At 59.8% G+C, this 20,236-nt stretch carries 18 protein-coding genes, 1 tRNA gene and 1 pseudogene; 11 read left to right on the forward strand and 9 right to left on the reverse strand.

The annotated features are described in order from the left end of the window. The first annotated feature begins 53 nt into the window (after positions 1-53). The gene (locus tag MU553_RS20730; protein WP_247381245.1) at positions 54-740 is read left to right on the forward strand and encodes a DUF7504 family protein; all 687 of its coding nucleotides are present in this window, start codon (positions 54-56) and stop codon (positions 738-740) included. Between the two features lie 163 nt (positions 741-903). Then, on the forward strand, positions 904-1,146 hold the full coding sequence (locus MU553_RS20735; protein WP_247381247.1) for an amphi-Trp domain-containing protein: 243 nt from the start codon (positions 904-906) through the stop codon (positions 1,144-1,146). A gap of 89 nt (positions 1,147-1,235) precedes the next feature. Here MU553_RS20735 and MU553_RS20740 read toward each other — a convergent pair whose 3' ends face one another. Beyond that, positions 1,236-1,742: a macro domain-containing protein gene (locus tag MU553_RS20740; protein ID WP_247381249.1), complete on the reverse strand. Its 507-nt coding sequence runs from the start codon at positions 1,740-1,742 to the stop codon at positions 1,236-1,238. Positions 1,743-2,066: 324 nt separating this feature from the next. Here MU553_RS20740 and MU553_RS20745 point away from each other — a divergent pair, with 324 nt between their 5' ends. Together MU553_RS20745 and MU553_RS20750 are read left to right on the forward strand one after the other, a co-directional pair. Then, positions 2,067-3,410, forward strand: a complete 1,344-nt coding sequence (locus tag MU553_RS20745) for an RNase J family beta-CASP ribonuclease (protein ID WP_247381251.1) — start codon at positions 2,067-2,069, stop codon at positions 3,408-3,410. An 82-nt stretch (positions 3,411-3,492) separates the two neighbouring features. Beyond that, positions 3,493-3,729 (forward strand): hypothetical protein, encoded by a 237-nt coding sequence (locus tag MU553_RS20750; protein WP_247381254.1) that lies wholly within the window; start codon positions 3,493-3,495, stop codon positions 3,727-3,729. Positions 3,730-3,743: 14 nt separating this feature from the next. Here the strand turns inward: MU553_RS20750 and MU553_RS20755 are convergent, their stop codons facing one another. The 3 genes from MU553_RS20755 to MU553_RS20765 all read right to left on the reverse strand — a co-directional run bounded on the left by MU553_RS20755 (position 3,744) and on the right by MU553_RS20765 (position 6,879). After that, a complete protein-coding gene (locus MU553_RS20755; RefSeq protein WP_247381256.1) occupies positions 3,744-5,606 on the reverse strand; it encodes a cation:proton antiporter domain-containing protein in 1,863 nt (620 codons plus the stop codon). A gap of 313 nt (positions 5,607-5,919) precedes the next feature. Beyond that, a tRNA-Met gene (locus MU553_RS20760) sits at positions 5,920-5,994 on the reverse strand. Positions 5,995-6,405: 411 nt separating this feature from the next. Continuing rightward, positions 6,406-6,879, reverse strand: coding sequence for a hypothetical protein (locus MU553_RS20765; RefSeq protein ID WP_247381258.1), 474 nt, complete (start codon positions 6,877-6,879; stop codon positions 6,406-6,408). A 1,146-nt stretch (positions 6,880-8,025) separates the two neighbouring features. On the opposite strand from MU553_RS20765, the gene MU553_RS20770 reads away from it, so the two are divergent. Next, the gene (locus MU553_RS20770) at positions 8,026-9,945 is read left to right on the forward strand and encodes a sensor histidine kinase (RefSeq protein WP_247381260.1); all 1,920 of its coding nucleotides are present in this window, start codon (positions 8,026-8,028) and stop codon (positions 9,943-9,945) included. A 380-nt stretch (positions 9,946-10,325) separates the two neighbouring features. Here the strand turns inward: MU553_RS20770 and MU553_RS20775 are convergent, their stop codons facing one another. Further along, positions 10,326-11,282, reverse strand: coding sequence for a hypothetical protein (locus MU553_RS20775; protein ID WP_247381262.1), 957 nt, complete (start codon positions 11,280-11,282; stop codon positions 10,326-10,328). A 467-nt stretch (positions 11,283-11,749) separates the two neighbouring features. Between MU553_RS20775 and MU553_RS20780 the strand changes: the two genes are divergently transcribed. Next, positions 11,750-12,205, forward strand: a complete 456-nt coding sequence (locus MU553_RS20780) for a DUF5518 domain-containing protein (RefSeq protein WP_247381264.1) — start codon at positions 11,750-11,752, stop codon at positions 12,203-12,205. 53 nt (positions 12,206-12,258) lie between these two features. On the opposite strand, the gene MU553_RS20785 is transcribed toward MU553_RS20780, so the two are convergent. After that, positions 12,259-12,738 carry a hypothetical protein gene (locus MU553_RS20785; protein ID WP_247381266.1) on the reverse strand — a complete coding sequence of 160 codons (480 nt, stop codon included), beginning with the start codon at positions 12,736-12,738 and terminating at the stop codon, positions 12,259-12,261. A gap of 238 nt (positions 12,739-12,976) precedes the next feature. Between MU553_RS20785 and MU553_RS23975 the strand changes: the two genes are divergently transcribed. Further along, positions 12,977-13,696 (forward strand): DUF8127 domain-containing protein, encoded by a 720-nt coding sequence (locus MU553_RS23975; RefSeq protein WP_465262025.1) that lies wholly within the window; start codon positions 12,977-12,979, stop codon positions 13,694-13,696. Between the two features lie 95 nt (positions 13,697-13,791). Here the strand turns inward: MU553_RS23975 and MU553_RS23825 are convergent. Then, positions 13,792-14,148: pseudogene (locus tag MU553_RS23825) on the reverse strand (DoxX family protein). Between the two features lie 32 nt (positions 14,149-14,180). On the opposite strand from MU553_RS23825, the gene MU553_RS20790 reads away from it, so the two are divergent. Next, on the forward strand, positions 14,181-14,675 hold the full coding sequence (locus MU553_RS20790; RefSeq protein ID WP_247381268.1) for a hypothetical protein: 495 nt from the start codon (positions 14,181-14,183) through the stop codon (positions 14,673-14,675). A 47-nt stretch (positions 14,676-14,722) separates the two neighbouring features. Here MU553_RS20790 and MU553_RS20795 read toward each other — a convergent pair whose 3' ends face one another. Together MU553_RS20795 and MU553_RS20800 are read right to left on the reverse strand one after the other, a co-directional pair. Beyond that, complete coding sequence (locus MU553_RS20795) at positions 14,723-15,577, reverse strand: hypothetical protein (RefSeq protein ID WP_247381270.1); 855 nt, start codon at positions 15,575-15,577, stop codon at positions 14,723-14,725. Further along, positions 15,577-16,761, reverse strand: coding sequence for a PQQ-binding-like beta-propeller repeat protein (locus tag MU553_RS20800; RefSeq protein ID WP_247381272.1), 1,185 nt, complete (start codon positions 16,759-16,761; stop codon positions 15,577-15,579). Before MU553_RS20800 ends, MU553_RS20795 begins: the two co-directional genes overlap by 1 nt. Before the next feature lie 634 nt (positions 16,762-17,395). On the opposite strand from MU553_RS20800, the gene MU553_RS20805 reads away from it, so the two are divergent. The 3 genes from MU553_RS20805 to MU553_RS20815 all read left to right on the forward strand — a co-directional run bounded on the left by MU553_RS20805 (position 17,396) and on the right by MU553_RS20815 (position 20,078). Beyond that, positions 17,396-17,863 (forward strand): DUF5518 domain-containing protein, encoded by a 468-nt coding sequence (locus MU553_RS20805; protein ID WP_247381275.1) that lies wholly within the window; start codon positions 17,396-17,398, stop codon positions 17,861-17,863. Between the two features lie 193 nt (positions 17,864-18,056). Further along, a complete protein-coding gene (locus MU553_RS20810) occupies positions 18,057-19,304 on the forward strand; it encodes an RNA-guided endonuclease InsQ/TnpB family protein (RefSeq protein ID WP_247381276.1) in 1,248 nt (415 codons plus the stop codon). Between the two features lie 453 nt (positions 19,305-19,757). Continuing rightward, the gene (locus MU553_RS20815; RefSeq protein WP_247381278.1) at positions 19,758-20,078 is read left to right on the forward strand and encodes a hypothetical protein; all 321 of its coding nucleotides are present in this window, start codon (positions 19,758-19,760) and stop codon (positions 20,076-20,078) included. Positions 20,079-20,236: the final 158 nt, after the last annotated feature.

Below are 20,236 nucleotides of genomic sequence, written 5' to 3' on the forward strand. Positions count from 1 at the left end.
TCTCTGACGTTCATCGCACTAGAAGCGATCTTCAACAGGAGGGAAGCTGACCGATGGACTCCGCACAGGAATCTGACCAGCAGCGAGTGCAGCCATCTGTGAGTGAACTGCCGGACTCGCTCGGAGAGGGGACGACACTACTCCTCTGTCCGTTTGATCCGACGGCTCACGACTTGAGTTTGCTTGCGCTCGCGGAGTTCGGGGAATCGACCGATACCGGCGTCATTGTCACGACGACACGTGGCGTCGAGAAGACTATCGAGACGTACACAGCCCTCGATGATGCAAACGCTCAGCCGTCGATCTGTATCGTAGACACGGTGTCCGAACAGCAATCGATTTCTGCGATGTACGAGACGGTCCCGACGGTGTTCACCCCCTCCGCGGAGGACGTCGAACGACTGGTTCTTGCCCTCTCTGATCTCACGAGGAACCGAACGCCAGACGACGGAGAGCGCCATCTCGTTGTCCCATCGCTCACGCCGCTGTTGGCGAACGCATCCGTCAGCCAGATCACCGACGTACTCGACCGCATCACGGGCCTTCGGACGGCCGGTGGGTTCGGTCTCTTCGGTCTTGATTACACTGAACACGACGAATCAACAGTCTCAGCGGTCGCAAGTGCAGTGGATCGCGTCCTCTGGGTGACGAAGCAGGCCGACGATGAATTCGCCTTCGAACTCCGGTCGACGCGCGGAGAGCTGCGCGAACTTTCGGTCTCCAAGGATCCATCCGAGTAACTCCTCTCGAAAAAGGAGCGACTAGTCACGGATGACTGATAATATGAGAAGAGCACTTCTCCGCTCATGACCCATCACTGCGAATATTTTGACATGCGTTTGACGTTCACGCTGTGGTAATTCCCTCCTCCGTTTATACGAACAGGCAGTCTACTAGCGGATGATGCCAGAAGAGGTCCTTTTCAAAACCGAGGAGCGACAGACGAGAGCCGCCATCGCCGACGCGCTCAGCACTGCTGCTGAAGAGATAAAGTCGGGTTCCGTGCATCTGGAGAGCGCATCCGAAGACAGAGATGTTGCCATCCCCGAGGAACCGCGCTTCGAAGTCGAACTGGAACGCCTGACCGATTCGGAGACTGGTGAACAGCGCTACGAACTCGAATACGAGATCCGCTGGACGAAGTGACCGCTTTCCGCGTTTCATCTACACTGCTATCGACGCCCTTCTTCTGCCGATTAGAACCGGTTCGAGTCCGACAACGCGGAAAGTGTCCGTTAGTCCCGTAGTGTTGCTGCAATCTCGCGGACCTGCTCGGTCTCTCGCTCGGAGTAGCCGATGACGCGGACGTCGGTAAGCGTTGCTGGCTCGTAGTCGTCGATCTCTTCGCAGACGAGTCGCGCACCGCGTTCGAACTCGAAGCCTGCTGCGCCCGTTCCCAGAATCGGCATGACGATGGAGTCACAGCCGAGTTCGTCGGCCCGTTCGAGCGTGTTCCGCGTCGCCTGGCGGATACTCTCTGGCGTCGCGCGGCCGTCACCGTAGTGTGGCATCGCGGCAGCATGAATCACGTATTCAGCATCCAGGTCGAACGCGTCCGTGACGGCGACCTCTCCAAGGTCCACCGGTCCTTTCGACATGGCCTCGTCGTTGATGGGGCCGTTGGCGTTCCGCCGGAGTGCACCGGCGACACCGCTGCCCATCCGCAGACTCGTTCCGGCAGCGTTCACCAGTGCGTCCGCACTCTCCTCCGCAATATCTCCCTGTACCACGCTGAACTCCATACACACACGTTAGCCGCGTTTTCACTAAAATCCAGCCCGGGTGTTTCGACGTGTCACACCTGTCCGAGTGTCATCAACTCTGGTAACCGCCTGTCTCCATCAACGCAACCTGTAACTGGCCTGCTCTGGAGATTTCCACGGGGTATATACGTCGGGGCCACCGACTCCCTCGTAACCGAAACACGCGTTGTCCCCGGGAAGGGCGTGACACGCAGCGATTCGATTCCTTCACAGCGATTTGGCATTGACGCCTGCTGTGACGTCCTGCTCTCCATCACTGGCGGATTCTCACGGGTTCTGGGACTGCTCTGATCGGATCCACCTATGGAAATCGAAATCGCAACTATTGGCGGCTACGAGGAGGTCGGCCGCCAGATGACAGCCGTCCGTGCCGGCGACGACATCGTCGTCTTCGACATGGGCCTGAACCTCTCGAAAGTACTGATTCACGACAACGTCGAAACCGAGCGAATGCACTCGCTCGATCTCATCGACATGGGCGCAATTCCTGACGATCGGATCATGTCCGACCTCGACGGTGAGGTGAAAGCGATCGTGCCGACGCACGGTCACCTCGACCACATCGGGGCGATCTCGAAACTCGCCCACCGGTACGACGCGCCGATCGTCGCGAGTCCGTTCACGCTCGAACTCGTCAAAGAGGAGATCAACGACGAGGGGAAGTTCAACGTCCAGAACGACCTGATCAAGATGGAAGCCGGCGAGACGATGTCCATCGGCGAGCGCAACGAACTGGAGTTCGTCAACGTCACCCACTCGATCATCGACGCCATCAATCCGGTCCTCCACACGCCTGAAGGCGCAATCGTCTACGGGCTGGACAAGCGCATGGATCACACGCCGGTCATCGGCGATCCCATCGACATGAAGCGCTTTCGCGAGATCGGGCGCGAAGACAATGGCGTCCTCTGCTACATCGAGGACTGCACCAACGCGAACAAGAAGGGGCGAACGCCGAGCGAGGCAGTCGCCCGGAGCCAGCTCAGAGACGTCATGCGGAGTCTCGAAGACTACGATGGGGGAATCGTCGCGACGACGTTCTCCAGCCACATCGCCCGTGTCACGAGTCTCGTCGAATTCGCGGAGAACATCGGTCGCCAGCCGGTCTTGCTCGGCCGGTCCATGGAGAAATACTCCGGGACGGCCGAACGCGTCGGTGCCGCGTCGTTCCCCGACGACCTCGGGATGTACGGCCACCGCAAGTCCGTCGACCGAGCGTTCGAGCGCATCATGAAGGAAGGCAAGGAGAACTTCCTTCCTGTCGTCACCGGGCATCAGGGTGAGCCGCGGGCGATGCTCACGCGGATGGGACGCGGCGAGACGCCGTACGAACTGGATGACGGTGACAAGGTCATCTTCTCCGCACGGGTCATCCCAGAGCCAACCAACGAGGGCAACCGCTACCAGGCTGAGAAACTCCTCGGGATGCAGGGCGCACGCATCTACGACGACGTCCACGTCTCCGGCCACCTCCGCCAGGAAGGTCACTACCAGATGCTGGATGCACTCCAGCCCCAGCACGTGATTCCTGCCCACCAGAACATGAAGGGCTTCTCGGGCTACGTCGATCTGGCCGATAACGAGGGATACGAAGTCGGTCGTGACCTCCACATCACCACGAACGGGAACATCATCCGCTTAGTCTAGTCGAGACGCTCACTCCTGTGCCGGCATAAATTCTGTCAAACCGGACATAATATTCTCATTGGTCCGTTTTGAAGAAATGGTCATGGAGACGAACCGTTCGCAGAAAGACCCGTCGCCGAGCAAGTTGCAAGAAGCCGTCGACGCAATCGCAGGTGAGTTCGACTATCCCGACTCACTCACCATCGAGTACCAGGTCCGTGGTTCTGGTGAGAAACGAACGCAGTTCATCATTTCCACACAGGAGTCTGATGCCGACTCCATCCTCGTTCTCTCTCACGATGCAACCAGTGACCACCCAGAGCTTGCTTCGGAAAGCTAACGTTACTATCTGGCTCAGGCTCGTTCGGGATGACAGCGGGTAATGGCTTTCCGGACAGCATCTTTCCGCCCGAGGAACGTGATGTGGTCGCCATGTGCTAACTCGAAGGACGGCTCCGGCATCTGGGTGTCTCCCTCACGACCGACGAGCGCGATGAGAACACCGTCGGGCAACTCTGTATCGAGGTCGCTGATCGATTTCCCGACGAGGTCGTCTGCGGTGACCTCGATCTCTTGGACGTCACCCGACCGGCCGAGTTCGGTCATCCACTCGGAGAGTGCCGGGCGTTCGATGACGTTGTCCATCGCCCACGAGATGGATTTGCCAGCCGAGATAGCCCGCACTCCGAGTTCCTCGAACGCTTCCTCGTTGCCGGGTTTGTTCACACGGGCGAGGACGGTGTCGACGCCGAACTTCGTACTGGCGAGTTGCGAAACCAGCAGATTCACGTCGTCGTCACCAGTGGCAGCGGCGACGATCTTGGCGTTCGCTGCGCCAGCGGCTTCGAGGTCTGCAGTATCGGTTCCGTTCCCGTGATGGACGGTGTAGCCAGCGTTGCGAGCGTTGGTGACCATCTCTTGATCGGCATCGATGATGACGACGTTCTCGCCACGCTCTTCGAGTCGTTCGGCCAGGTCTTTGCCAACACGACCGCCGCCGACGATAATCACGCGCATAGGCAGGACGTTGAGGAACTGTGCGATGTGCCGGGCCAAGCCACCTTCGAAAACGACCGTCGTGAGGATGACGAGGAAGACAGTCCCGACCAGTACCGAGGCTGCCTCTGGATTCGTCGGGCGTAGTTGAATGGCAAACAGCGTTGCGACGCTCGCCGGGATAATTCCCCGTGGCGCGACCGTACTCATGAACACCCGCTCGCGGAAGGTGAACCGCTCACCGACTGTGCAGACGAACACGAGGAGCGGCCGAATGATGAGGACGATAGCGAGCACAACGAGCCACCCACCCAGCCCGAGGGCCAGCAGGTCCTCGATCGAAAGCAGGGTTGCGAGCGTGATGAACACGAACGAAAGGACGATGAGCGTGATGTCACCTTTGAACGCTGCAATCTCGTCCTCGTATGGAATGTCTGCGTTCCCGAGCAACAGTCCCGCTGTCGCGACCGCGGCGATACCTGCTTCGCCGGCGATGGATTCGGCCAGTCCATAGGTAGCAATCGCCCCAACCAACACCAGCAATCTGGAGTTCTGAATCGCATTCGTCGGGGAGAGGTCAACGTGTTCGAGGAGATACCACATGACGCCAGCGGTAAACAGTCCAACGAGCATGCCGATCCCGAGCCGCGACAGGAAGGCTTCGACCAGCCCGGCGTTCTCGTGATTGCCGAGGACCACCAACTCGAAGGTGACGACTGCCAGAATCGCCGCCGTCACGTCGTTGACGATCCCTTCGGTTTCGAGCGCGGCTGCAACGCGATCTCGCACTGGGACCACGTCCAGAATGGGTGTGATCACGGTTGGGCCGGTCGCAACGAGCAGCGACCCGATCAGGAACGACAGTCCCCAGGAGACACCGAGCGCAAAGCGGACGGCTAGGGCAGTTCCGACCAGCCCAATAATGGCCCCCAGTGTGATGAGTCGAAGCGCCTCTCGCGGCGTCTGCCGGAGTTTGTCCAGCGTCAGATGGAACGACCCCTCGAAGATGATGATGGCGACACTCAGTCCCACGATTCCGGAGAGGCTCTGTCCGAACGAATCCGCAGTCACGATTCCCAGCCCTTCGGGGCCCACGGCGAGCCCAGCAACGACGAGAAAGAGGACACTCGGAACTTCAAGCCGATCTGCGATTATTTGGGAGACGACACCCAGCCCGAGGATCGTCACGACGATGGGAATCAGATTTGACGCAAGGCTCACCAGAAAGACACCTGATAGTGAGTATTCAACCGACGTATATAATCGGCATGAAATCAGCGTCGGGTGAAAGAGGCGGACCCGAGAGTGGTATTCTAATTATAACGGGCGGTGGATTTGAACCACGTGAACGTCGATCGCTTCGCTCCCTCGTTCCCAGGTTCTAATCCACGCAGCTATGTTCGTCGCTCACGGTTTGTGAGCGACAGAATATAGCGGGCGGTGGATTTGAACCACGGTCGTTCCGTGATACTCCACTCCCTGCTTCAACTCCACACAGCGATTTCGTCGCTCACGATTTGTGAGCGACAGAATATAGCGGGAGGTGGATTTGAACCACCGGTCTGCGGGTTATGAGCCCGCCGGAATCTCCTGGCTATCTCATTCCGCTACTACTGTCGAACTGTGGCGGTTGTATCCGTATTGTTGATAGCCACACGAACGTTGTGGGAGTTGGTTCGGCGTCGATGTATGGCCCCGCGTGAGACCGAGTCTCCTTGCCCGCTATGTGAGCAGATCGTCGTGCAAGACTCGCGCTGTGTTTCTTGCACGACGCTGCTGACGACAATCGTAGGAGACACGGTCTGAAAGTCTCCTCTTCGTTGCGAATGCCTAGTAGTTCATGCTTCCTCATAGGGCCGGTTCTCATCACCGCTGTCGCAGGACGGTTCATCACCGGTCGCGCGAGAGACTGTCTCAACTCCGACGGACGTCGGCAAGCGGGAACGTCCGTCCTCCTTCGCTGTCGAATGGGGCGTAACGGAATTCAAAGCCCCGACCCGGAGCGGGAGGCAGTCAGTGCCTACGGTGACAGGGATTCGTCGCTATAGCAGTTGAACCCGCCGGTCGTCGTCTGGACCGCGCCACCGCTTCCGTTGTAGACCACGACTCGATACCAGCCGTGCTGTGGGGCCGCACCGATGGCGACGGCGTATGGAATCTCCCCGTCACTAACCTGGGGGGCTTCCATCTTGTTCATCGCAAAGTTGTCTTCGTCGACGGGAATATCGTACGCCAGCTCGCCACGGCGGTCAAAGACGGCGATGCGGCTCACATTGAATCGGTCGAGTTGCTCACGGATGGCCGGGACAACGAGGTACACTGCCCCATCATGCCCGGTCGCCGTGAACCCACTGATCACAGCCTCACCGTCAGACCTGGTTTCCGATGAACAGCGGACCGTGGCAGGCTCCTCGAAGAGCGCTGTACATCCCGTCAGTGAAAGGAGGACACTGAAGAGCAGTGCAGCTGTTACGATGTTCTTGCTGGAGGGCATACGAATAGCGGGTGAGAAACCCCTTTCAAAATAACTGTCGAATCTGTGTTACGTTCACCGACCAATACCGTGTCGTCGAGATTTCGCGATTCGAAGCGCCAGCGCGGGACGCGACGGTCCCCCAGAGCGAGGAGTGTCACCAGCCAGATTCTATCAGCCGAGTCCCGCGAGTCCGTCCGCCCTCCCTTACGGAGAATTCGAGGCGAAAGCCTCGCCGTTCACTCGGGGATGAAGCCGACAAACCCTCCACAACCGAGATTCCCAAGTAGTCAAGCGTCGTATCGTGCGGTAAGACAACTCGCGTATACTCTCAACAGGAAGACTCGGGGTCGCTTCCCGCTGATACGGACGGTTCCACGCCCACCACCGGCAAACGGTGAGGAGTACGTTGTTGAGGTTCGTCCGCCGTCCTCACAGTACCCCTACCCGTCACTGGAGACGGTCGGCAACGACCGCGCAAACGAGGGAGCGACAGCACACCAAAACATGCCCCGTTCGCGGTTGCACTCCGCCCTCGTCGGCGGAGTATGGTCGAAGGCACGACCCGTGTCCGCTCACGTTCCAACCGTGGACGGTTGCCCGGCATTCGGACGCCTCGGTTCAGGCGGTATCGGGTACGGCACAAGCGGATACCGGTCCCTCTCGGACGCCGAATACGCCATCCCCTCGTTTCGAGGGCCGACGTGTAGCGCACGAACCCGGTACCACCACGCGAGGTGAGGAAGTTGCCTTCGGGGGCCGATGGAACGGCCCGACGCCCCACGGAGGAATCCTCGCGCTTTAGCGCGGGGAGAATGTCAATGGACGGCCCCGTCGGGTCACACCGTATCGGTGGGAGGAGACGTGAGTCGCGACGCTCTCGCCGAACCACTCGATCAGGTCCTCGACGCACGCATCCCCGACGAACCCAGACAAACCGATCGCAGTCGGGCGTCGTCATGCTCTCCAGCGGGAACGATTGCGACCAGAAGCGTCGAGCCACCCAGATCGCTGCGAACCAGACGCCACCAGTTTCACTCTGTGACAGCTGAGTCCCACCAATTATTTACATGGCTTGCGACAGGTCGGACAGCACTGGACGAACCGCTCGACCCATGTCTCACCGAATACCGCAGGTGAGCCCCTGTTCGTCCGGATTCATCAACGATGACAGATACCGATACCCATCAGCCATCCACCACCGCCAGCCTTGAACGCGCCGTCGAAGCGGCTGGCCATGCCATCTTCATTACCGCGCCTGACGGGACGATCACGTACGTCAATCCTGCGTTCGAAGCCATCACGGGCTATGCCGCTGCGGAGGCCATCGGTCGCACACCGACCATTCTCAACTCGGGTGAGCACGCCCAGGAGTACTATCAGCGCCTCTGGGAGACGATCAGCGCAGGCGACGTGTGGGAAGAGGAGATCATCAACCGTCGCAAGAATGGTGACCACTATACCGCTCATCAGACGATCGCCCCGGTCACGTCGAACGGCGACATCGAGCAGTTCGTGGCCATTCAGACCGATATCACCGACCAGAAAGCGCGTGAAGACCAGCTCCGCAAATACAAGCGGGCCATCGAGGAGACACACGATCTGATCGCAGCCCTCGATACGGAGCATCGATATCTCTTCGCGAACAGCCGCTATCGTCGCTTTCACGGAATCGAGCAGGACAAACTCGGCGACACGGTACTTGCGGACGTCTTCGATGCCGACAGGCTCGAGACGATCGAGCCCCACTTCGAGCAGGCACTCGACGGTGAGGTGGTGTCGTACCGAATGGCCCGTTCGAGTCCGTCAACGGGCGATCGGACGTTCGATATTCGTTACTATCCCCTGGAAGACCCGGACGGAACGGTCGACGGCGTCGTGATCACAATGCGGGACATCTCCGATCTCGTCGACCGCCAACGGGAACTCGAACGGAACCGTGATTTGCTCGCCCACACTGAGCAGTTGGTTGGTACAGGTGGCTGGGAGTACGTGGCGGAGACGCAGACGCTTCGCTGGACGGATGGGACACGGCAGCTCCACGGGGTGCCAGATTCGTACGAGCCGAGCATCGACGACGCGATCGAGTTCTTCCACCCCGACGATCAGGAGACCATCCAGCAGGCTGTCGACCAGTGCCGGAACCAGGGAATCGAGTACGATATCGAAGCACGATTGGTGACCGCCGACGGGCGAACGCGCTGGGTCCGGACGACCGGCCAACGGTGCGTCCGGAACGGGAAGACCGTCCTCCACGGGGCGATTCAGGACATCACGGCTCGGAAACAACGTGAACAGCGGTTGATGGTACTGAATCGGATTCTTCGGCACAACCTCCGCAACAATCTCAGTACAGTCATGGGCTACGCCGATCTCCTCGAAGAGGAACTCTCGACGCTGCAGGCCCTCGATTCCCTCAACGAAGACCACTCTCCCGGAGCGGTCATCGGCCACGTGGCCGAGCTAGCTGATCTGTCGACGTCGCTCCAACGTGAGCTCGCGACGTTCGACCGCGCTATAGAGCACGTCACCTCGTTCCCCTTCGAGACGGCGCTTACTGGAACCAAACAGATCAAAGAGAGCTCACGGGAGCTCATCGATCTCACGCAGAAGGCCCAGCAGTTCGAACGGGGTGCCGACGACGACCAGATCGTCGAGACGGTAGCCATTCAACCCCTTTTAGAGGATATCGCGGCGTCATATCTCGAGGCGTACCCTGCCGCCACGATCGAGGTGACCGGAGCGGAGACGTCGATTCAGGGGAATGAAGCGGCGCTCCGGCGCATCCTGGACGAGCTAGTGGAGAACGCGCTGAGTCACAGCGATCAGGAATCTCCGACGGTCACACTGGATGTCCAATCCGATGAGTCTGTTCGCATTCGCGTCGTGGATACGGGGGCCGGCCTGCCAGAGATGGAGCGCAAAACGATCAGCGAAGGGGAAGAGACCTCGCTCATGCACGGGAGTGGGATCGGCCTGTGGCTGGTTAACTGGCTGGCAACTCGACTTGGGGGGACAGTCACGATCGCGGACAACGAACCCCGTGGGACGATCGTGACACTCGAGTTCCCAGCCGTAAGCGGATGAACCCCGGCCAGTATCATCAAATTGCTAACGGTTGTAGACGGAACTGTCGGACCAAACAGTGGCAGATCGGATCTCTGATAGCTGTATTCGACAGTTTTCTCGTGCTCACGTCGGTTTCTCATCGCCCACACGATCGCGAGTAGCCACCCGATCAAGGAACCTATCAGCTCTGTCACTCCGAGTCCTATCCCGAGGGGGCCAGCGGAAGTAGATCACACCGTGACGGAGTCTGGAAATATCGCCACTCTGCAGGTCGTTGCCTGAATGGGCACTTGTGGCGTCACTTTCGGCGTGCAGGTCGTGCTTCCGGTCGAACAGGAAGTCGTTCTCGCCATCCCCCACTGTGGACGACACCACCACGAGCTGTCCGTCAGACTGGATCACATGACGGCCAGTCCGAGCGAAGCCTCGACCCAGACCACAGCGCTGACTCCAACGTGATACGTGACGAGTGAGAGGACAGCCACCCACACCGACCGCGTCCGGGCGTAGCCGATGACAGCAAGGCCGAGAACGAGGATCCAGAGGAGGTGACGAACGTCTTGGGGGAAGGTGAGCAGATCAGACGCGATACCCAGGATGCCAACGAAGGCAACGCCGAAAACGGGGATGTCCCGGCGAGCCAAGGCGCTCGCATGCTGGGAGTCGGACAGTGTCCGATACAGGACGCCCACGGCCATGCCGAACGCAACGGCGAGTAGCAGTGTCAGCGCGAAGAGGATGCTGTCGGTGAGACTCGGTGGAATGGTGGGGATCGGTGACCACGGCATGAGCCAATAGTACCCGATGAACAGGGCTGCTAAGCCGGCCGCGTCGTCGGCTCCAACCAACCTGTGAACGGACTCGTAGATGACCCCACAGATCAGGAGGCCTGCGCCGATCCCACGGAAGACGTCCGATGGGACGAGATGCAAGAAGACGAACTCAGCCGAGACCTGTGGACTGAGCCACTGTTGTGTTATCGCACTCAGCGAGACACCGAACAGCGCGTTTCCCACGGCTGAGACGGCAACAGCAAGCAACGCTGGAGCGACGATGACCGCCAGGGCGATCGGCCAGGTCCCCTCCCGGGGCCACGACATGCCGAGGTCGAGAGCACGATACCGAACGTACACGAGCGTCCCTCCCCCAAGGCCGACGAGCGATGCCACCGCCGACGTGGTGAACATCGGGACTGACTGGGGGCCGAAGCCGTCCACGATGACCTGCGTGGTCTCTGTGACCAGCATCGTCCAGAGTTGAATACCAAAGAGCGTCGCGAACAGGGCACCAAAGCCGAGCGTCGTCGCATCCCACTGTCGGTGGAGGTCAGTTCGCAGTCGTTGGAGGGTCGTCATAATCCTGCGATACTATTCACACACAGGTGACAAAAAAGTTCACCACGGCAACAAGTCACCGGAGCAATCCCCGACTGGTGCGACAGTGAGCAGGTCCCCATCTCGGGGGGACAGACGTACTCCTGACCACCACGCAACGCCTGAATGCAGTCCGAGTTAGTGTTGGTCTCGGGCCGTTGTATTAGACATCCGGAACGCCTACGCCGGCGTGATGCCTTGATTGCAGCATCGTTGTTGGGTCCACGCAATCCCCGCCGAGGGGTAACAGAGTGCCTACCTGAGTCGGCTACCAACGCGTCCACTCGCGGGCTTCCGCACTGCCCCATTGTGACTCATAAACAACCGTCGCCTTGATCCAATCATACTCGTGACAGAACCATATTAGTCTTTCTTCGGAAGAGTTAACGAGCGTGTGACTCTGCCACCTCCTTTATAACACACCGACCTCACATGCGACTCGAGACAGTATGCCTGAAACTGGTCCTCCTCCACAGCACGAATCGACACGGTTGAAGTACGCCCTCGTCGGTGGGTTGACCTCCCTTCCGTTCACCACCTTCAGTTACTGGCACACAGGGTCCGAACTCTCACTCGGAGCAGTGGTGTTTGGTGGGATGCTCGCGGGCTATCTGGTCACCAGAACAGGCGGTGAGAGTCGCGGAGTCGGAATCCGGGTCGGGCTTCTTGGCGGACTCCCAGTGTTGTGGATCCTGTTCGATCTGTTGGCGGCGACATCGGGGTTGGCCGGGCCAGCCTGGTTCGTGACAAGCGCGACGGTCCTTACGGTTGCTCTCACGCTCGTGATTGCACTCTGTGGATTCGGGATCGCTGCCCTCATCGGCGAAGTTGGCGCACGCATTGGGAACTGGCTGGCCGGCAACCAACCTGGCCAATCGGCCCCCGTTGTAAATGGGGAACCCTGAGAAGATAAAGGAGATTCACCTCCCTCTTACGAACGGGTGTCAGGGAGGTTTCTTCACTCCTGACTGGGTGAATGGTCTTCGGATGGCAGTTTAAGCAGTGCGCGGGTGCGGTGGCTGATCCAGCGTCGTATCCGTCTGCCGCTGTTCGAGAAAACGAGTGCCGCCGCCAGGGTTATCGAAGTGGTATGGAGGCCAACTTCAAGCCAGGGCGTCAGCTCGCTACTGAACACAGGAGCGATCCCAAAGAACAACAGCAGATTGACGGCTGCTTCAGCGACGAAGTACCCTACGCTGGCCGAGAGTGAGGGGTACCACCCGACTGCCCAGAGCAGGACAACGACGATCGTCCCACACAGCAGCCCGGTACCCATTCGCGAGAGGGGGACGGCAACCGAAACTGCATCGACCAGGGCGAATCCGAGGGTCCAGAACGACGAGCCGACGAGAAACCAGACCACGAGGAGGTGGCCAAACGAGGGCTTCCGATCGAGCGTCGGACTGGCGTCCCGTGGCTGTTCATCGGCCTGCTCCATGATGCAGGTATCACTACGAGTGCCAAAAGAGGATTTGGTTACCGGAGCACAGTGCTCACCAGTGGCTCACTGGGTGAGAGACCGATAGCCTCGTTACGAAACACGACTCGTTCCCCCATCATATTGTACGCCCCAAATATAGTACGACTGAATACTTCGAGTACGTGGTCGCTGTCCTCTGTGTCATAGCCACTCCGAATAGACAATATTCAAACACGATGCCGTCGACGAGAGAGTTATGAGCCCTGAACCTGAAGAGGGCTCCACGGATCCGCTGTTCCGTGGGTGGTCTCCCTCACACCGATTCAAGGCACTCGTCTTTCTGAGCCTCGGTAGTATCCTGGTGCTCCATCCGCTCGTCGGCGGGTTACCGAGCGCACTCGGACTGACTGGGACCGTTCAGTACACTGCTGTCGAGGTGCAGCCAGAACGGGATGCGCTCTCGTTTTCTGGCCCAGACAGAGCGGCACACAGAGCAGAAGGCGCAATCGGCGGCCAGTCGGGGCTCCAGATCGATTGCTATCCGATTGGCGTATCGGACCGATGTGCCCTCGAGTCACAACTGACAGCGGGGAATCTCACGGTGCCAACCGGCCCCGACAACTGGCGGGGATACAGCTATCACGGTGAGTTCTATAAACAGGTCTCAACCGAGAACCAGGAAAACACGACACTCGCACTGCAACCGGTTCCAGCGCGAGCAGTGTTGGCCAATCTCTCTGTGTCGACTCGGCACTGGTCTGCCCCGCTGACAACGGCCGTCGAGACCGGAAACGTCACCGTTCGCAGTGAGCTCCAACATGCTGAGCGGCTTCTCGCTCGGAACGGATCGTACTACGTCGTCGTTCCCATGTCTGACAGATCCCGTGACACGTCGCCGGGTGGCCTCTCTGCGACGATAAGCACAGTCCTCGGTGTACTCTCCTTCCAGCGCGGGATACACCACTACTCCCACTGACTCTGGTTCGGGATTCACGAGCTGTTCTCGTGGGGTGAAACAGCCCTCACGACGGTCGAACAGGTGACCCACTGGCTGTGGCACCCAGCCGGGATCTAGTCCTGACTTGTACGCTGGAAGAACGCGATCGCAGCGCGGAGGAGGGTGAGGGTCTGTAGGAACGAGGTCGGTTCCTCCCCCCTGCTCGTCGTCGACGGCCCAGAAGTCGTGCATCACGGGGATGACGCCGAGGGAAAATGCCGCAATACTGCCCGCAGACAGTTTGGGGAACCTCCAGGCCCCGATGCCGAGACTGCCACCGAGGAGGAGGCCACTGGCTGCGGGAACTAGTTTTTCTGCGAACGGGACTCTTTCGCGTCCGCGTACGCGATGCGGCCATCGAGGTTCGTGAGATTCCGAAGCGCCAGTACTGCGAGCCCACTCCCAAAGAGGGAGTGAGCAATCGGAATGATATTTTGCCCCCTGCAGGTAGTGCACCGTACGGATGGTCTCCCGCCGAACGATTGCGCTCCTCCTCGGGTTGGCGCTCGTGAGTGGCGTTGTCCTGTACGATACCGTGTCGGGACCCGCCCAGCCCACACTGACTGTCGAAAATAACGACACGACCTCGTATCAGCTGTCCGCATACACTGTCGAAAGCAGAGAGAAAGCGATGTACATGAACTTCGAGGTCACGACCCGGGCTGATGAACGCCGCCTCAAGACGCTCTCGCAGTTGGTCTGGTCGGACAGGGATCACAACGTGACGCTGGCCGATGATGGAATCCCAGCGCAACACATCACCGTTGCCCCCGGCGAAAAAGTGACGACCACGATCGATGGGTGGACTCGGGGCGACGTGACGGTGTACATCGTCGAGGAACTCCGTGACAACGAGACGCACGTCTACACCACGATCAAGACCTGTACGAGACCAGGCCAGCAACACACGCTGACATTCGAGGACGAAGGAACCAGTGGCGGCTCGACGTGTTCCTGAGGACGAACTGGTCGCGATCGACGCCGGGAGCGAACAGACGAACGCGGTTATCGATCGCCGTCTGAATTACCATCACGGTCACCGGGACGAGTGGACGGAGTCGCGTCTACGTCATCAGTTTCGGGAGAGGAGATGATTCCGAGCGCGACGGCGTGGACCGGTGCCACGAGTGCCGTACTCAGCAAGCCACCGGCGATCGGCACGGTTGCGAGTCCCCAGGAGGCGAGTCCAACGACGATGATGAGGCCGGCGAACGTCATGCCGTGTCCGCGTGACCGGCGGGCGCTCTGCCGGAGTGCCGCCACAAACCCGCTCCCTGTAACCAGGAATGCGGGGACGAGGAACAGCCGGACGAAGACGAACAAGAGTGCAGCCAGCAGAGCGAGTCCAAGCAGGAAATTGTCGATATTGACGGGTGAGACGCCCAGCAGCTGCGGGAGCGAGACGATCGCACCCAGGGCGAGCAGATACCTGCCCAGCGTCCTGGGGTGAGAGCGGCTATCGAGTGTTCGGCTGATCGTCAGCCACCCCGCGAGACCGACAGCGAGCGCAACGACGAGTTCGAGTCCGACGGCCCAGAGGAGATACGGCAGTGTGAGGTCGATCAGCGCATCAACCTGCCGGACCGTGCGTGCGGTCCCCTGCGGAAGCACGGAGTACTGGAGACTCACCGAATCACTGAACGCGTCCGGTGCTGCCACCGGAATCGGGTCGGACTGGCGAAGCCAGTCTGCCAGCGCGACCAGCACCCCAACGACGGCGAATGGAACAGCGAGGACTGGATCGCGACGAATGCGTCGGAGCGCAGCCCGTATCACGCCCACGGTGGACAGGCGAGTGGCTGGTGAGGCCTGTCTCGATCGGGCATCCATCTCGGGCTCGTCGTTCTCTTCACCAGGCATTATGCGTCCTCCAGCGCGAGGATGCGGCCACGGTTGGCCAGATAGAGCATGCCGTCGCCGACGATCGGTGGCGAGAGGGGGACCTCCGATGGGTGATACTCGAACTGCTGCTCACCCGTGGCGACGTCGAACGCTTTCAGCGCCCACAGCGAGTCGACGGCGTAGACCCGGTTGTCAGTGACGACGGGCGTCGTCTCTCCCTCGAACGGTGCTGTCCACCGTGTCTCACCGGTGGCCAGTGACAGCGCGTGGAGTGACGCCTGCTCATCGGCGACAAAGATCGTGCCGTTGGCAACTGCTGGCGTGCTGTCAGTCGCATTCCCCGCCAGGTCGCGCTCCCAGAGGAGCGACCCGTCAGCGCGGGCACGCAACTGCACGGACTCACGCGTCGGGATAACGACGCCCTCGTCCGTTGCGATCGGCGGGAGAACCGTCGATTTACCGAGTTCACGATGCCAGTGTTGCTCGCCGGTATCAGCACGGTACGCAGTGGCCTGTTCCGGCCAGGCAGTGACGACCACGAGTCCGTCATCCACCGCGGGTCTGCTGTAGGGGCCACTGATCCCTTCGTCTTCGTGATGGGTTTGCCGCCAGAGCACCTCTCCATTGTTCGGCTCCACCGCCACGACTGAATTCGTCCCGGGGACTGCCGTGTAGATCCGCCCGTTCGCAGTGACTGGGCTCGTTGCCTCGGCCGGCCCGAAGAAGCCGGGCGCGGGCGATCGTGGCCCTGTCCATCGCTCGCCACCGACTGTCTGGTCCGTCAGGGGGAGTGGCTGTCCGCCACGAGCGTTGAGCCCGTAAATACCGGTCGGGCCGGTGATCCCGAGTGTCTTGGTCCGATAGATCGACGCTGGCGCAACCGTTGGACTCGAGTGATACGGCCCCTGGACGCTGAATCGCCGCTGGCCAGTCTCGGTATCGAGGGCCAGGAGTCCGTTGCCACCGACATACAGCGTCTCACCCTGCCGGACCGGCTGCGTGCTCCCGCGAAACCAGGCCGGTGCCTCGTGTGTCCAAGCGACCGCCACGTCGTCGGTCGGTCCTGCTGCCTGGGGGTTGTATCCGGTCCCGGGCGGGTCATACCGAGCCATCGGCCAGTCGGACGGTGACTGGCGATCTGTGTCCTCCTGGGTTGCGAGCGATGCGAGGCCGGCCGCACCGCTCACCCCCAGGGCGGACAAGCCGAGAATTTGACGTCGTGAGGAGGGCATCTACCCGGAGGTGTGTCACAATTGCCATTATCGCTGTCGGTCCCCGGTGAAACGAAGCAGACGTTACATTACAGATAGAGATCACGTCTCGTGGGTGAACATCAGACGTGTCGGTACGGTATCTGCTGGTCTGGGAGGTCTGTTCCTCGCACTCGGTTTCATTACCACCCCAGGATTAGGGGGCCGAGAAGTGGCGCTCTGCCGGACGTACGGTGCTCCGGAGTCCGTGGGATTCGGGTTTCCAATTGGGCTCTCGTCTGGTACGACGGATGCAACGAGTGGACGTTCTCCGTTTTTGCTGCGCTTGGAGTCGTCTATCTGCTCGGAGCCGTTCTCGCGGGAGTGGTTGTACGCTACCGCTAATTCCGTCCGCAGATCTTCGGCACGAAGCAGGAGTGCCTGCTCAGTATCGGTGACCAGTTCGACCGGAGTAAGTCACGTTCGGGTTGGATGCTAAACGCGCGCTGTGTATGCAGCCTCTTTGCCACCTGCTTGATTGCCATCAGTACCGGCGTGCGAGGGACAGGACATCTATTCAGCACACGGGTTTCTGAACGCGAAACTCGGCGGCAGCATTTTTGGACTGTGTTGGAACTCTCAAACAATGGCCGCATCACGGTTGCAGGAGCTTCGAGCTGACATCACCGATGAGTCGTACCGAGTTGCGATTCTCGTAGGGATCGCTTCGATCCCGTTTACTGTCTTCCTGTCTCGGGGACTCGTTTTCGATGAGGGACAGATTGCTGGGGGACGGATCACTGGGAGTCCACTGCTCGTTGCCGGGGTAGTTGTCGGGTATCTCTACAGTGAGCGGCCGTCCGGGAGTCGTCGCGCTGGTGTTCTCACCGGTATCACAGGGTCAATTGCGGTCGTTCTGTTGTATCTCCTGAACCTGTTCGCCACGATTTCGTCTGTCTCACAGTGGGTCGCCGTGGTTGCACTACTCGCGACACCGCTTGCTCTCGTACTCGGTGTGTTGCTCTGTGCGTTTGTCGGCCTGCTCGGGGCAGTCATTGGCGATTGGGCGAGAACGACAGCGCTCGATCGTCTCCCGTTCCCCAGGAAGGAATGAGAAGGTCACAGTGGTAACAGCGCGGAAGCCCACGGCTTTAGCCGTGTGGAGGAAGCGCGTACGCTCCGAGCCACAATTTACCAGTATTGGCATTGCTGACTCCCCAACGCTCACAAAAATAGTAATAAAGAGTAGAAACTACTGTGACACACATGGCGGGGAGGTAACTCGGACGGTTCGCGTCCGTCTCAACGTGCCTGACGACCGCAAGAGCGACCTCCACGCCACCAACTCCAAATTCCAGTACTGTGCGAATCGAACCGCAGACTGGGCGTGGCGCTATCCTGACGAAAATTGCGTGACTAGCAAGAGCGAAGCTGAAGCCGCCATCTACGACGCCCTCCGCGATGAAACAGACGACCTCCACGCCAACCTCGTGCAGAAAGCCATCAAACGCGCCACCGACGACATCGGCAACTGTGTTGACCGGCTTGCAGATGGCGAGAACACTAGTAAGCCCCACTACGACACGTTCAGCATTGTCTACGACAAGCGAGCAGCCACCTACTACCGTGACAAAGTAAGTCTCGCCACCGTCAACGGGAGAGTCGAATGCAAATACGACTTACCAGACGATCCCGAGGGGACACCACACGGCGAGTACCTGCTGAACGAGGACTACTCCTTCTCAACCAGTACCGTCCACTACGACAGTAAAACCGACGAGTTCTACCTGCACGCGGTGATGGAGCGCGAAATCGACGCGAACAGTCCTGAGAAAGCCGAGGATTCGAGAGTCCTTGGCGTGGACTGCAATGTCGATGACCATATCGCCGTGACCAGCACAGGACGGTTCGTCGGCAATGCTGACTATCTGAACCACCAGCGCCGCGAATTCGAGAAACGGCGTGCCAGCCTACAACAGACGGGCACGCGAAGCGGCCACTTGACCTACCACCGGATCGGTGATCGGTTCGGACGCTGGAGTCAAGACTATCTGCACCAGTGTTCTAACGAAATCGTCGCAGAATCCCACCGCCACAACTGTACGCATATCGCCTTCGAGGATCTTAAACAGATTCGAGAGCGTATCAGCGACGACAAAAAGTTCCAACAGTGGGCCTTCAACGAACTCCAACAACAGACAGAAAACAAGGCGGAACTGGCTGGCATCGCGGTTGAGAATGTGGAACCGGCCTACACCAGCCAACAATGCTCGAAGTGTGGGTGTACACTCGAAGAAAACCGCGACGGGCAACGTTTCGCCTGCCTTGACTGTTCGTACTCAGTGAACGCCGACTACAACGCAGCAAAGAATATCGCCCGGAAATTGGCGCTCAAACTCCAGCGAGGGCAGAAGTCCCCCGCTGGAGGGGCGTTCTGTCAGTACGCCCTGAAGCCGGGGGTGATGACCGTGAACGCGACTGACGTGGCGTCCGACGCCTACGTGTCGGTAGAACGGGAGTCCACCGGCAAGCCAACGACCTTCAGTCGTTGGTAGCTGACGCTGCGCACGCTGTCGCGCGCTACACACCTCTCGGCGTGCAGGCGAAACACTGTGCCTCGTTCGGACACCAGAACGCGACGCGTTCTTGGGACGCCGACAACCAGGCCGTGCCGTACAGTACAGGCTGTGCAGTAAGCACGGAAGCATCCACCGAGCGAGCACCGCGAGCGAGGTGGTTCACCGGACGCGAGCGAACGAAGTGAGTGAGTCGTCCGGGGGTTTTCGTCCAGGTTTTACGAGGAGTGGTGCCCGCAGCGAAGCGAGGACACCCGACGACGTAAAAAGTGGGCACCACACTGCGCAGCCGATTCAGCGGAACGTGTCTGCAAGGAACGAGACCGGTGTACGACAGACACCGCACCGATCCTGCAGGGAGCGCCATCGTGAAGTCGGTAGTGGCGTCGCGCCTGGCCCAGTATTTTATTCCGAGCGAGTGACTAGCAGGGTATGGCCTCGTCTGACTCGCGCGACCGTCTCGGCCGACTGGCTATCGGACTCCTCGTCCTTCTCGGGCCTGTTTTGATCCTCGTCATCACGCTCGAAGTCCTCATTCTCTTCGGCGATCTCACACTGCGTGAGATCTCCCTCGTCGAGTTTCTCGAACTGTACATCATCGACTTGGTCTTGTTCGTCGGGCTTGCCTACGGCATCTATCGGCTGACCTTGTGGCTGGTGGAACGCCGGCTTCCTGAATCGGTCGACGCACTCGAGGATCGTGACATCGAGACGGCCACTGACGAGGAATCGGAGCCACCCGAAGACACGTGATCGTCGGGCAGGGGAACTGCGCTCACGACCTGCTGCATACACCATCCGTATCGGTCAGGAGGTAACTTCACGATATGGACACACTGCACAGAACATCGATAGCGATGCGAACGGGCGCGGCTTCCGTTGGGACGCCGTGCTGCTGCGACTCGTCACCG

This window comes from Halorientalis brevis, assembly GCF_023077655.1.

Excerpts from the sequence above, each read along its gene's own strand:
- MU553_RS20730 (WP_247381245.1), top strand. The coding sequence starts at position 54 with ATGGACTCCGCACAGGAATCTGACCAGCAGCGAGTGCAGCCATCTGTG.
- MU553_RS20735 (WP_247381247.1), top strand. The coding sequence starts at position 904 with ATGCCAGAAGAGGTCCTTTTCAAAACCGAGGAGCGACAGACGAGAGCC.
- MU553_RS20740 (WP_247381249.1), bottom strand. The coding sequence starts at position 1,742 with ATGGAGTTCAGCGTGGTACAGGGAGATATTGCGGAGGAGAGTGCGGAC.
- MU553_RS20745 (WP_247381251.1), top strand. The coding sequence starts at position 2,067 with ATGGAAATCGAAATCGCAACTATTGGCGGCTACGAGGAGGTCGGCCGC.
- MU553_RS20750 (WP_247381254.1), top strand. The coding sequence starts at position 3,493 with ATGGAGACGAACCGTTCGCAGAAAGACCCGTCGCCGAGCAAGTTGCAA.
- MU553_RS20765 (WP_247381258.1), bottom strand. The coding sequence starts at position 6,879 with ATGCCCTCCAGCAAGAACATCGTAACAGCTGCACTGCTCTTCAGTGTC.
- MU553_RS20770 (WP_247381260.1), top strand. The coding sequence starts at position 8,026 with ATGACAGATACCGATACCCATCAGCCATCCACCACCGCCAGCCTTGAA.
- MU553_RS20775 (WP_247381262.1), bottom strand. The coding sequence starts at position 11,282 with ATGACGACCCTCCAACGACTGCGAACTGACCTCCACCGACAGTGGGAT.
- MU553_RS20780 (WP_247381264.1), top strand. The coding sequence starts at position 11,750 with ATGCCTGAAACTGGTCCTCCTCCACAGCACGAATCGACACGGTTGAAG.
- MU553_RS20785 (WP_247381266.1), bottom strand. The coding sequence starts at position 12,738 with ATGGAGCAGGCCGATGAACAGCCACGGGACGCCAGTCCGACGCTCGAT.
- MU553_RS23975 (WP_465262025.1), top strand. The coding sequence starts at position 12,977 with ATGAGCCCTGAACCTGAAGAGGGCTCCACGGATCCGCTGTTCCGTGGG.
- MU553_RS20790 (WP_247381268.1), top strand. The coding sequence starts at position 14,181 with ATGGTCTCCCGCCGAACGATTGCGCTCCTCCTCGGGTTGGCGCTCGTG.
- MU553_RS20795 (WP_247381270.1), bottom strand. The coding sequence starts at position 15,577 with ATGCCTGGTGAAGAGAACGACGAGCCCGAGATGGATGCCCGATCGAGA.
- MU553_RS20805 (WP_247381275.1), top strand. The coding sequence starts at position 17,396 with ATGGCCGCATCACGGTTGCAGGAGCTTCGAGCTGACATCACCGATGAG.
- MU553_RS20815 (WP_247381278.1), top strand. The coding sequence starts at position 19,758 with ATGGCCTCGTCTGACTCGCGCGACCGTCTCGGCCGACTGGCTATCGGA.